This is a genomic window from Neorhizobium huautlense, from assembly GCF_030811685.1.
GTDB classification, from domain to species: domain Bacteria; phylum Pseudomonadota; class Alphaproteobacteria; order Rhizobiales; family Rhizobiaceae; genus Neorhizobium; species Neorhizobium huautlense_A.
The window spans coordinates 18,264-32,132 of record NZ_JAUSRF010000001.1; the positions used below are offsets into that span (position 1 = coordinate 18,264).

At 61.9% G+C, this 13,869-nt stretch carries 3 protein-coding genes; 1 reads left to right on the forward strand and 2 read right to left on the reverse strand.

The features are described 5' to 3' along the window. The first annotated feature begins 452 nt into the window (after positions 1-452). Positions 453-9,329 carry a beta strand repeat-containing protein gene (locus tag J2T09_RS00075; RefSeq protein ID WP_306829745.1) on the forward strand — a complete coding sequence of 2,959 codons (8,877 nt, stop codon included), beginning with the start codon at positions 453-455 and terminating at the stop codon, positions 9,327-9,329. A 769-nt stretch (positions 9,330-10,098) separates the two neighbouring features. Here J2T09_RS00075 and J2T09_RS00080 read toward each other — a convergent pair. Further along, complete coding sequence (locus J2T09_RS00080) at positions 10,099-13,485, reverse strand: acyl-[ACP]--phospholipid O-acyltransferase (RefSeq protein ID WP_306829746.1); 3,387 nt, start codon at positions 13,483-13,485, stop codon at positions 10,099-10,101. Between the two features lie 92 nt (positions 13,486-13,577). Continuing rightward, on the reverse strand, positions 13,578-13,859 hold the full coding sequence (locus tag J2T09_RS00085; protein WP_306829748.1) for a YiaA/YiaB family inner membrane protein: 282 nt from the start codon (positions 13,857-13,859) through the stop codon (positions 13,578-13,580). Positions 13,860-13,869: the final 10 nt, after the last annotated feature.

A 13,869-nucleotide genomic window follows, 5' to 3' on the forward strand; every position in this document is an offset into this window, starting at 1 on the left:
CCGCCCCTCCAGCGTTAAGATGAATGCAACAAATCAAATGCAACCTGAAAAGGCAACAACATATCGAAGCCCGCCAGGATTGCTTTTGTAAATAAGCCGGCAAGCGAGAGCCGAACACCGGTGGCAGGTCACCCCGGCCAAAATCCGCCCCTCCGGCCTGCGCCGGGCAGCACAAGCGACGGCCGGTTTCGAGCCCGCGACCGCAGTCCAATCATCCAAATTTGGGATAAACGACCCACTCTCGCATTTTTTATTTTAGCATCTGGTTATTTTAGTACTTTCTTATTCTATGTCTCGTCTTCTCCAAGCGGAGGATACCACACCCGCCCCGGCTCGCCCGGCAAGGTGTTCACTCCCTTCGGGGGACAACAGGAGGAACGCGCCCGCAGATGGCGTGAGCGGAGGGCATCGCTCTTTCGCAACATATGAGAACAGTTGAGGAGTGGCAGAACATGGTTGCAGTAATTTCGGACAAGGCCAGTGGTCGGACGTCAACCGTCGCAACGAGCGACATTTCCATTTCCCGCCCGAGCATCATCAAGCTTGAACTCTCGCCCACGGATATTTCCAGAACGGTTCGAGCCGGCAACGACCTCGTCATAGACCTGAAGAACGGCGAACAGATCCGCATCGACGGCTTTTTCACGGGCGAAGGCGAAAAGCGCAGCGAACTCGTTCTGGAGGACGAGTCCGGCAATGTCTGGAATGGCGATTACACCGATGCCCTTGCCGATTTTCAGTTCGAACCGGCCGGCGCCGTTGACCAGTTGGTCGGTGGCGCTGCGGGCGGCGGCGGCTCGGTTCTGGGGATCCTCGGGCCTCTGGGCCTGCTCGGTGCAGTGGCAGCCGCTGCAGGCGGAGGCGGCGGTGGAGGTGACAATGGCGGCGGCGAAGAGCCTGGCCCCGGCCCAAAAGCTCCCGGCGTTATCCTCGGCGATGGCGATGCATTCCTCAATGCGGAGGAAACCGCCGGCGGCAATGTTGTCGTCACGATCAGCCTCAACAATACGGGCGCCGTCGCCGGTGACAAACTGACCGTCAACGGCACGACGATCACCCTCACGGCAGCCCAGATCGCGGCCGGCGAAGTTGAAATCACCCTGCCCGCGCCCGCCGATGGCCAGACACTGACGGTGACCGCATCCATTACCGATGCCGATGGCAATACTTCTCCCGTGACGACCGTTTCGGCCGTCGTGGATACGACCGCGCCGACCGCCCCCGACGTGTCCCTGGGCGACGGCGACAATGTCATCACCGGCCCGGAAATCTCCAATGGCCAGGTTGCCGTCAGGGTCGACCTTGCCGGAACAGGTGCCGTTGCAGGCGATACGCTGACCGTCAATGGCACCGCCATCGTCTTGACTGCGGCACAGATAACAGCCGGCGTGGTGACCACCAATGTCACGGCACCGGCCAATGGCCAGACGCTCAACGTTTCGGTGACCCTCACCGATGCGGCCGGCAACAGCTCGGTTCCGGTAGCCGTATCCGCCGTGGTCAACAGCGAACTTCCGGGCTCTCCCGGCGTCACCCTTGGTGATGGCGACGAATATCTCAATGCGGAAGAAACCGCCGGCGGCAATGTTGTCGTCACGATCAGCCTCGGCGGCACAGGTGCTGTCGCCGGCGACACCCTGACCGTCAACGGCACGACGATCACGCTGACGGCCGCTCAGATCGCAGCTGGTGAAGTCGAAACCACCCTCCCCGCCCCCGCTGATGGCCAGACGCTCACCGTCACGGCTTCAGTGACGGATGGCGATGGCAATAGCTCGCCGCCGACCACGGTTTCGGCCGTTGTGGACACGACGCCGCCGACCGCCCCTGCCGTATCGCTGGGTGACGGCGACAATGTCATCACCGGCCCGGAAATATCCAACGGCCAGGTTGGTGTCAGGATCGATCTTGCAGGTACAGGCGCCGTTGCCGGCGATACGCTGACCGTCAATGGCACGGCAATCGTGCTGACGGCTGCGCAGATCGCAGCCGGCGTGGTGACCACCAACGTCACGGCACCGGCCAATGGCCAGACGCTCAACGTTTCTGTCACGCTCACGGACGCGGCCGGTAACGATTCCACGCCGACATCCGTATCGGCACTGGTCGATACCGATCTTCCCGGCTCTCCCGTGATCACGATCGGGGATGGCGACGCCTTTATCAACGCGTCGGAAATCACCGGCGGCAGCGTCTCCATCTCTGTGAACATCGCCAATACCGGAGCGGTTGCGGGCAATACGCTCACCGTCAACGGGACCGCAATTGTCCTGACGGCTGCCCAGATCGCCGCCGGTGTCGTGGAGACGACGCTGACCGCGCCCGCCGATGGCCAGTCGCTCTTCGTTTCGGCGACAGTGACCGACAGCGCAGGAGACGTGTCGCCGATCGCGACGGCATCCGCGCTTGTCGATACGACACCGCCAAGCCTGCCGACGGTTACGCTCGGCGATGGCGACGCCTTCCTGGGCACGGATGAAATCGCCGGTGGCGTGGTGGAAGTTTCGGTCAACCTTGTGGGCACGGGAGCGGCTGCCGGTGACACGTTGACGGTCAATGGCACCACGATCGTGCTCACCGCGAACGATATCAGCGCCGGCGTCGTGACCACCACCGTGACCGCGCCTGCGGAAGGTCAGCCCCTGACGGTGACCACCACCCTGACCGACGCGGCGGGCAATGCGTCACCACCCTCGACGGTGACGGCCGTTGTCGACACGACCCCGCCGGGTGTTCCGGCCATCACGCTCGGCAATGGCGACAATGTCATTCTGGCCGGCGAACTGGTCAATGGTTCAGTGCCGGTGCGGATCGATCTGACCGGCACGAATGCCGTCGCGGGCGATACGCTCACCGTCAATGGCGTATCCGTCACACTCACGGCCGCCCAGGTTTCCGCCGGCGTGGTGAATACCAGCGTCCCGGCCTTGAACGACGGCGCTCAGCTGACGGTCACGGCATCCCTGACCGACGCGGCCGGCAATGCCTCACAGGCCGCCAGTGCATCCGCCGTCATGAACACCGAACTGCCGGGTGTGCCCGGCATCACGCTAGGTGACGGCGATCCCTATATCAACGCTTCCGAAGTCATCGGCGGCCAGGTCACGGTCACCTTCAACCTTGCCGGCACGGGCGCAGTTGCCGGTGACACGCTGACCATCAACGGCATCCAGACCACGCTTACCGCGACGGAAATCGCCAACGGCGTTGCCACGAGACCGGTTACGGCGCCTCCGGATGGCGGCACATTGACCGTCACGGCAACGATCACCGACGGCAGCGGCCTGACATCGCCGGCGATCACGGTATCGGCGCCGGTGGATACCAGCGCGCCCTCGATCCCGACCCTGACGGTCGGCGATGGCGACGGCTTCATCAATGCGGGTGAGATCAGCAACGGAGCCGTGGCCGTTCGTGTCAGCCTGACCGGCACCGACGCCGATGAAGGCGACACGCTGACGATCAACGGTACGGCAATCGTCCTGACCGCTGCGCAGATTGCGGCAGGCGCGGTTGATACGACCGTACCGGCGCCGGCAAACGGCCAGACGCTTTCGGTCAATGCATCACTCACCGACATCGCCGGCAACAGTTCACCGATCACGACGGTCTCCGTCGTGATCGACACGACACCTCCGGGACAGCCTGTCCTGACAGTCGGCAATGGCGACGGCTTCATCAACAGTGGTGAAATCACGAACGGCCAGGTGGCGGTTTCCGTCAGCCTCAACAATACCGGAGCAGCGGTGGGTGACACGCTGACCGTCAACGGCGTGCAAACCGTGTTGACCCAGGCAATGATCACGGCAGGCGTTGTGACGACCAGCGTCGCCGCCGTTGGCGACGGCCAGACACTGACCGTCGAGGCATCGCTCACCGATCCGGCCGGCAATAGCTCAACGGTATCGACCGTGACGGCTGAAGTTGATCTGACGCCCCCGGATAGCCCGATCGTCACGCTGGGAGATGGCGATCTCTTCATCAATGCATCGGAAATCGTCAATGGCGCGGTGTCGGTCAATATCGACCTGACCGGCACCGGAGCCGATGTGGGCGATACCGTCACCATCAATGGCACAGCCATCATCCTCACTGCCGCGGATATTGCTGCCCAGGCTTTGGTCACGAGCATTGCCGTACCGCCGTCGGGGGAAACGCTGACCGTCAACGTGTCGATTACCGATCCGGCAGGCAACAGCTCGCCGACGGAAACCGTGACGGTGGAGGTCGATACGGACCTGTTCGGCATGCCATCCATCACCATCGGCAATGGTGATGCCTTCGTCATCGACGACGAAGTGGTCGGCGGCAATGTCAGCGTGACGATCGACATTACAGGAACCGGCGCGGTCGCGGGCGATTGGCTGGTCGTCAATGGCCAGATCGTCCCGCTCACGCAGGCGGATATCGACGCCAATCTGGTACAGAGGGATATCCTTGTCCCGACGGATGGCTCGCCGTTGACGGTGACTGCAACGCTGAACGATACCGCAGGCAATGTATCCCCCATAGCGACTGCCTCTGCCACCGTTGACCTTGATGTTCCGACTGCACCCACCGTGGTGCTTGGCAATGGCGACGGCCTTATCAACGCGGCCGAAGCCGCAGGCGGAGTGGTCACCGTCACCGTCAGCATTTTCGGCACCGGTGCCGTCGCAGGCGACCGACTGATCGTCAACGGCACGACAACCGTGCTGACGCAGCCAATGATTACGGCCGGTGAGGTCGTGACGACAGTGCCGGCCGCAGCCAATGGCCAGACGCTGACCGTGACGGCACAGTTGAGCGATGCCGCCGGCAACCTGTCACCTGTCGACACGGTCAGCGAGCTGACCGACACTGTCGCACCGACGCTTCCCGGCCTGATACTGGGCAGCGGCGGCGAGTTCATCACCGTGGGCGATGTCGTCAATGGCGAAGTGACGCTGCGGGTCAACATCGCAGGCACCGGTGCCGAAGAAGGCGACATAGTCACGGTCAATGGCATCCCCACCGAGCTGCAGGCATCGGACATTCTCGCCGGCTTTATCAATATCGGCATCCAGGTTCCGCCAAGCGGTGAGGATCTGGACGTGGAGGTATCGCTGACCGACGCAGCAGGGAATACCTCGCCCATTGCAGAGGTGAGCGCGACCGTCGACACGATTGCGCCCACCGTCCCAACCGTAACGCTGGGCAGCGTTGATGGCTGGCTCGGCATTGCCGATATAGTGGGCGGCCGGGCGACAGTCTTGGTCAGCCTCACCAACACCGGGGCGCAAGAAGGCGACATCCTGACCGTCAACGGCCAGACCATCGTCCTGACCGCCCAGATGATCGACGACGATCTTGTCACCACGAGCGTCCCCGCACTCGCGGACGGGCAAACGCTGACTGTGGAAGCGTTCCTGACGGACCCCGCCGGAAACACGTCCGACATCGGTTCCGACACGGCGGAAATCGACCTGACCGCACCGGGCCAGCCTCTGGTCACGGTCGGTAACGGCGACGGGTTCATCAATGCCGTCGAAGCTACCGGCGGCGTGGTTGCCGTCGAGGTCTCGCTTGCCGGGACCGGCGCTGATGAAGGCGATACGCTGATCGTTGGGGGCGTGCCGATACCGTTGACCGCCCAGATGATCATCGACGGTGTCGTTCCGACAACCGTTCCTGTCCTGGGTCAAGGACCGCTTGTCTTCGACGTGACGATCAGGGATCAGGCCGGCAACACTTCGCCACCGATCACGATCACGACCACCGTGGATACCGAAGCGCCCGACCAACCGGGCGTGACGCTTGGCAACGGTGACGCGACCATCATCTTCACCGAGCTGGAAAACGGTGAAGTCCCCGTGACCATCAGCCTCGGCGCCGATGCCGCCATCGGCGATACGCTGACCGTCAACGGCACGACGATCATTCTGGATGCGACGCATATCGCCAACAGCGAGGTCAACCTCACCCTGCCGGCACCGGGCAACGGGCAAACGTTTAACGTCAGTGCAACGATCACCGATGCCGCCGGCAACGTATCCCTCGCCGGTTCGGCGGCAGCCACGATCAACACCGGCATTCCCGGAGCGCCGACGCTGACACTCGGCGACGGAGACGACTTCATCACGGCCGACGAAATCGTCGGCGGTCTGGTAACGGTCAGAATTGACCTTGCCGGAACGGGCGCCAGTCCCGGCGATATCCTGACGGTGAACGGAGTGCCGACCCCCCTCACTCCAGCGCAGATCACCGCCGGGTTCCTGACGACCACGGTGCTTGCACCGCTGGAAGGCCAACCATTGAACGTGTCGGCGTCGATCAACAGCGGCGGCAATATTTCCGCAACCGTGACCGCGACAGCCGTGGTCGATACGATTGCGCCCGGCGAGGTCGGCGTTTCGATCGGCGACGGTAACGGCTTTATCGTTGCGGGCGAAATCTCCAACGGCTCGGTTGCTGTCACGATCGATTTGGCCGGCGCGGATGCAGCGCCCGGCGATACGCTGACCGTCAATGGAACCACGATCGTGCTGACGGCTGCGCAGATCGCCGCCGGCAGCGTCGTGACCAGCGTGACGGTCCCTGCAAACGGTCAGACCCTGACGATCAACGCCACGCTTGCCGATCCGGCGGGCAACACGTCGGATATCACAACGGTTATCGCCGTCGTCGATACCACCGCACCCGGCCTTCCGGTCATCAGCATCGGCAATGGAGACGGCTTTATCCTTCCGGGTGAAATCACCGGCGGCAATGTTTCCGTATCCGTCAGCCTGGCGGGAACGGGCGCCGTCGCCGGCGATATACTGACCATCAACGGCACCCCCACGACGCTGACGGCCCAGGACATCACGACGGGCAGCGTCACCGCCAGCATCCTCGCACCCGCCGATGGCGGAACGCTCAATGTCAGTGCCTCGCTGACCGATGCCGCAGGTAACAGTTCGCCGATCGCCTCCGTCAGTGCGGTTGTCGATACGACCGTGCCGACCGCACCGGCCGTCACGCTCGGCAATGGCGACGCCTATATCAACGCCGCCGAGGTGATCGGCGGGCGCGTGAACGTGTCGGTCAACATCAGTGGCAGCGGTGCTGCCGCCGGTGACAGGCTGATCGTCAACGGCACGACCATCGTGCTGACGGGTGCGCAAATCTCCGCCGGCACGGTTACAACCACGGTTGCGGCCCCGACCAGCGGGCAGACGCTGACCGTCAATGCGACGATCACCGACGCATCCGGAAACATATCCCTGCCTGGAACGGCGGTCGCGCTGGTTGATACGACCATACCGACGCCGCCGACGCTCAGTATCGGCAATGGCGATGCCTTTATCGGCATTGGCGAGATCAGCGGTGGTTCGGTTGCCATTTCCGTCAGCCTCGCCGGTACAGGCGCGGTTGCCGGAGACACGCTGACGGTGAACGGCACGTCGATCGTGCTGTCGGCCGCACAGGTATTGGCGGGAACGGTTGCCACCAGCCTGGCGGCTCCGGCCAATGGCGGGACGCTGAATGTCAGTGCCTCCATCACCGACGTGGCCGGCAATACATCGACGATCGCAAACGCAAGCGCGGTCGTCGACACCGTAGCGCCGACCATTCCCGGCATCAGCCTTGGCGCCAATGGCGATGCCTATATCAACGCCAGCGAAGTGATCGGCGGATCTGTCGCCGTGTCGGTCAGCCTTGCGGGCACCGGTGCAGTGGCAGGCGATCGCCTGACGATCAATGGCACGACGGTGGTGCTGACGGCAGCACAGGTGGCCGCCGGCGTTTATGCGACGAGCATCACGGCGCCGGCGACCGGCGCGACCCTGACGGTCAATGCATTGCTGACGGACGCGGCAGGCAACACCTCGCCGCTCGCCACGGCCTCGGCCGCAGTCGATACGACCCCGCCGGCCGCACCGACCGTTTCGTTCCTCAACGACACCGGCACGATCGGCGACGGGATTTCGACCGACGGAACGATCCGCGTCACCGGCATCGAACCGGGCGCACGGTGGGAATACAGCACCAATGGAGGCACGAGCTGGACGCTTGGTTCCGGCCCGGGCTTTACGCTCAGCACCGGATCCTACGGCAACGTGCTCGTGCGCCAGACCGATCTTGCCGGCAACACATCCACACGCACAGTGGGTCCGGTCTCGATCATCAACCTCGTCGCCAATGACGATGCCACGACGATCCCGCTCACAATCAACCAGCAGATCGTCAACCAGCCGAAACAGACAGGTGCGGTCGGCGGCATCCTCAATCTCGGACTGCTGGGCAATGCCGTCGATGTTTCGGTGCTTTCCGGCCAGAGCCCGTTGAGATTTACGGTTGCCGACAACACGACGCAGCAGGTCAGCGTGAAAGGTGCCGGCGCGGCCCTTGCCGCACTCAACCTGCTTGGCGAGCAGAATTACGATCTGCTCGTCTATCGTGTCGAGGACGGCCAGACGCAGGCGCAACTGGTTCACACCCAGACGGATTGGCTGGTCTTCAACCCCGGCGTTCTGGGCTTGCTGCTGCCGAGCTGGACGGGATCGACGATCGCGCTGCCGCAATTTGAAGGCGGCGGCACCTATTACGTGGTTCTGGCCAATCCGGGCGGACTGCTCAATCTGTCGGCGCTTGCCAACATGACGGTGGAAACCACGTCCAATGTCGTGACGGATTATCGTCCCGTCAGTGGATCGGTTGCCGGCAATGTGCTGACGGGCGACATCACCGTGGCAGGAACGATCGTCAGCAGTGTCGATCAGACTGCCGTCAGCCCCACGGGTCTGGTGATCCATGGCGATCACGGTACGCTGACGATCGGTCGCAATGGTGCCTATTCCTACCAGCCAGATCCGCTCTATACCGGCATGGATGGGGACACGGACACGTTCACCTACACGATCACGTCTCCGGACGGATCGACGTCCACGGCCGTTCTGACGATCACGATCGATTATCCGCATGGTCCGCAGGCGATGATGATGACCGCCTCCATCGAAGACGTGGGCAACGACGACCTGATGACGATGGCCATGAGCTTCGACGACGACACGCTGGATCCGACCTTCATGCATGCCAGCATGCGTGAGGGCACGGACACCGCCGATCCTTCGGGCGTCGACGGCAACGACCTCGGTTCCGATCAGCCCAACTTCGAAGACCTGCTGATGGATCAGGGGGGACAGGAAATCGACCTGACGGGGCTGGCCGACACGCCGGAACCGGACGTTTCCACGACACATGATGCGGTTTCGGCTGACCTTCCCTCGACAGTCGCACCGGCCGAAACCACCGAACATGTCACGATCGATCCTTTCCCGGCGAGCGTCTTGCCGGAGGATCAGTTGCACCATGTGTCGGTGATCTGATTGCCATCAGGCGAAACTGATGCCTTGAAACCCGCCGCGCCATCTGTTGACCCAGATGGCGCGGTTCGTCGTTTTATCGAACCGCTCCGGGAACAGGACCGAGTCCACCCTTGGTGATCTTGAGATTTTCAAAAAACACCCGCCTTTTGCGGGTCATGCGGTCGGGGCACTGAAAGCTGCCTCGTAATTGAGTTAGTAATTGACACCTCTCAGTGCCCCGTTCGACGGTTTTTGCCCGCGACTTCGGTTCCTCTGCGAAAGCCGTGCCCGTGATTGCTCACGAACCGGCGATCATGTGTGCCGCACAGGCACGCCCGGCGCGCTTCTTTCGGGCCTCAGAGGCATTGTGAGGTTTTAACACCCGCAACACCTCCCCCGTGTCGCCGGAGGAGAACCAGTTTCCGCGAACCCAGTGCATGAGGTTTTGCGTCTCACCCTCCTACACTGCGCCGGCTCCAACTCGCCGGGACGCCTCCCGGTGTATCCGCGATGGAACGAGTTGAGTTTAGGATCAGGTTTTCAGGGCGTGGACGAAGTAGGGTTCAACTTTTTTACAAGCCATTGATTTCGCTTGAAACTATTTTCTGAAAATAAGGCAATTGGGGCCACGTGGTCTATTTGCGACATGGCGGGGGCAAGATCGGCGTTCCGTTTGGTGAGCTCCGACACTCATCTGCGTAACGGCAGACCTTTCTGCTTGAGAGGATCGGACGCACCGCCTGCATCGTCATTGCAGGCGGTGCGTTTTCTGATCGCTACGGGAAACCGTTTATGCGGCAGCAGCCGATGCCAGGGCGATCTTTCTCGCGGCCACGAAATCCACCTTGCCCGACCCCAGAACGGGTACCACGCCGACATCGACTTCGGCCGGAACCATCATGTCCATCGCGCCTTTCGACTTTGCAAAACTTGCGAAATCGCCACGCGTGGCACTGGGGGCGTCGGTCAGCAGGATCAGGCGTTCGCCCTTCTTGGCATCCGGCACGGACGACACGACCGAGAGGCTGCCGGGCCACAACTGTCCGGCCAGCGCTTCCACCGCCGCCAGCGACACCATTTCGCCGCCGATCTTGGCAAAGCGCTTGGCGCGGCCGCGGATGGTGACAAAACCGTCCTCGTCGATGGTGACGATATCGCCGGTATCGTGCCAGCCGCCTTCCAGCGGTTCGATGACGCCGGGGTTTTCGGCCCTCAGATAACCGGCCATGACATTGGCGCCCTTGATGAACAGGCGGCCGCCTTCATCGATGCCCGGCACCGGCTCGAGCTTCCATTCCATGCCCGGCATGATCTTGCCGACCGTGCCCGAACGATTGAACATCGGCGTGTTGAGCGAGATGACCGGCGCGGTTTCGGTGACGCCGTAACCTTCGAGAATGCGCAGGCCGAATTTTTCCATATAGGTCTCGCGCGTCGATGACTTGACCGGTTCGGCACCGGAAAAGATGTAGCGGATCGAGCGGAAATCATACGGATGCGCCGTGCGAGCGTAGCCGTTGAGGAACGTATCTGTGCCGAAGATGATGGTGGCGTTCGACGTGTAGATCAGTTCCGGCACGATGCGGTAATGCAGCGGCGACGGGTAGAAATAGACCGGCACGCCGGCCACCAGCGGCAGCACCGTGCCCGCCGTCAGGCCGAAGGAGTGGAAGACCGGCAGGATGTTGAACACCTTGTCGCCCGAATGGAAATCGATGCGCGAGGCGGCCTGCGCCGCATTCGACAGGATGTTGCGATGCGTCAGTACCACGCCCTTCGGCGCACCTTCCGAGCCGGAGGTGAAGAGGACGACGGCGGTATCTTCCGCCGTCTGTTTCACCAGCGGCTTGTAGCGGCGGAAGAGGCCCAGAACCTTGTCGAAGGCGGTGATCGTCTGGCGCAGATCGTCTAGCCAGACAATCGTCACTTCCTTTTCGAGCTCCGCGATGATCGGGCCAAGCTTGCCCTGGGTGACGAAGGCGTGTGAGCAGAGCACATGCTTCACTTCAGCCGCCTTGCAGGCCGACAGGATGTTGGCGGCACCAGCGGTGAAGTTGAGCATGGCAGGCACCTTGCCCGCCGACATGACGCCGAGCACGGTGGCGGCGGTGCCATTGGCATTCGGCAGCATCACGCCCAGCGTCTTCTCATTCGGGAACATCGCCTTGAATTTTGCACCCAGAACGGCGGCGCCGGTAAGCAGCTTGCCGTAGGAAAGCGGGCCACTGATCGGATCTTCGACGGCAAGCTTGTTGCCACCCTTTTCCTGCGCCGTTTCGATGATGCGTTCCAGCACGGTCAGGTTTGTGTTCGTGGTCTTGAACAGGAGCATCGACATGATCTTGTAGAGCGCGGCACCGGCAGCGATACGGCGCTTGCGACCTTTAAGATCTTCCGGAACTTCGAGGCGCACCGGTTCAAGAATGGTCACCTTGACCTTTGGGAACAGGCGGCGACGCACCTGACCGCCGGAAAGGCGTGAAAAATAGCTCTTTTCCAGACCATCGATACGCACGGGCACGATCATCGAGCCGGTCTTGTCGGCCACCATTGCGGCACCGTCATAAACCTTCATCAGCGTGCCGGTGACGGTCAGGCGACCTTCCGGGAAGATGCCGATGGCATTGCCGTCCTGCGCCACCTTGATCAGCGAACGGGTCGCCATCGGCTTGGTCGGATCGAGCGGCAGGAATTTTGCCATTTTCAGGAAGGGACGTACCCACCAGGCCTGGGCGATCTTGTAATCGACGGCGAAGACCGGCTCTTCCTCGGTGATGGCGAGCGCCAAGGCACCGTCGAGGAAGCTGACGTGGTTGAGCGCGATGATCGGCGCGCGGCCGGCCTTTCGGATATTTTCCAGCCCCTCGACTTCCAGACGCATGAAGGCGCGGAACAGGATAGAGATAAAATCGCGGAAAGGGTTTGTCGGCAGCGTCTTCAGCATCAGCCAGGCTATGGCGATGTTGAGGATGGAGAGGCCGAGAATGATCATCGGCACGGAGACGCCGACCGCCTGCAGACCGGCGACCAGCGCCAGGCCGATGGTGATGAACAGGGCCGACAGGACGTTTGCACCACCGATGACGCGGGCGCGGCGTTTTTCATCGGCCCAGGTCTGCATGGCGGCAAAGGTGGGGACTGCGAGGAAGGCACCGCCGATGGCCATGCCAGCAAGATCGATCGCCACGCGGATGGTGTTCTGGCCGGCGAAAAATTCGGAAATGGTTTGGGCATGCGATGTCGAGTGAAGGCCCCAGAGGTTCCAGGCGAGATCGATGCCAAAAAGGGCAATGATGGCGGTGCCGACAGGAGCCGGCAAAAGCACGACACGACCCGCCGACATCCAGCCGGCAATGGCCGAACCGACGGCAATCGAGATCGCGAAGATGGCGAGATAGGCGGGGACGACCAATTCCGAGCCGCCGAGAATTTCGCTGACCATGATCGGCAGCATCGACATGACGAAAGCGCCGACGAACCAGAACCAGCAATTCATAAGCGCCGAGCGCCAGACGCGCGTGTCTTCGCGCAGTTCCTTGACCAGCGTCAGGCTGGAGCGCAGCACGTTCCTGTCGATGACGAGAGACGGCGCCTGTGCACCGGTGCGCGGGATCATGCGGGCGGACAGCCAGCACAGGACCGACAGAACCATCATCATCGGGCCAAAAATCCAGACGCTGTCACCCTCGGCAAATGCGAGTGCGGCGACGATCGTGCCGGTCAGGATGGCGATAAACGTGCCGCCCTCGATCCAGGCATTGGCCTTGGGAAGCTCTTTGGTTTCCAGAAGGTCCGGCAGGATGCCGTATTTGATCGGCCCGAAAAGGGCGGAGATGACGCCGAAACCGAACAGGGCGACCATCAGCACGAAGATCGAGGAAAAGGCGATGCCGATGACCGAGATGGCGGCGATGCCGATCTCGGCGAATTTCAGCCGCTCGGCCATTTTTGCCTTGTCGTGCTTGTCGGCGAGTTCGCCGCCCAGCGCCGACAGAAGAAGGAAGGGAACGATGAAAATGCCGCCAGCCAGCGTGACGAGTGCAGCGCCCTCACTGGCCATCGTTGCCAGGATCAGGAAGATCAGCGTCTGTTTCAGAAAATTGTCGTTGAAGGCGGAGAGGAACTGCGTCCAGAACAGCGGCGCAAACTTCCTCGTTTTCATCAGACTATCGTGCATGGCGCTTTCCTTTTCGATCGCGGCAGGAAGACCACGGAATCATTAGGCAATGATTGAAAGCCCGAATAACTCCGTGGCATCGTTAACGAGACTTAATCGTCGCTGTCACGGTTGAATTTAACGAGCAGCTTTTCGGTCTTGGCGTCTTCTATTCTGCGGATCAGCTTTTCCGATTCCGAATTGTCGCGCAAAGTCTTGGTCATGTTCACCGTGGTCTGCACCAGCATGAGGATGCCCATGGCGAGATAACCCTTGCCCCACAGATCGAGCGGCATCATCCACAGGCCGAGCGCCAGCATGAAGGCGGCGGCACCGAAAGAGATGTAGGAGAAGCTGACCCAGCTGGAGGAGTGTTTCTGAAAGCTGTCGTTCATGATCTTGGTT

Coding starts and splice junctions, on each gene's coding strand:
- J2T09_RS00080 (WP_306829746.1), bottom strand. CDS start 13,485: ATGCACGATAGTCTGATGAAAACGAGGAAGTTTGCGCCGCTGTTCTGG.
- J2T09_RS00085 (WP_306829748.1), bottom strand. CDS start 13,859: ATGAACGACAGCTTTCAGAAACACTCCTCCAGCTGGGTCAGCTTCTCC.
- J2T09_RS00075 (WP_306829745.1), top strand. CDS start 453: ATGGTTGCAGTAATTTCGGACAAGGCCAGTGGTCGGACGTCAACCGTC.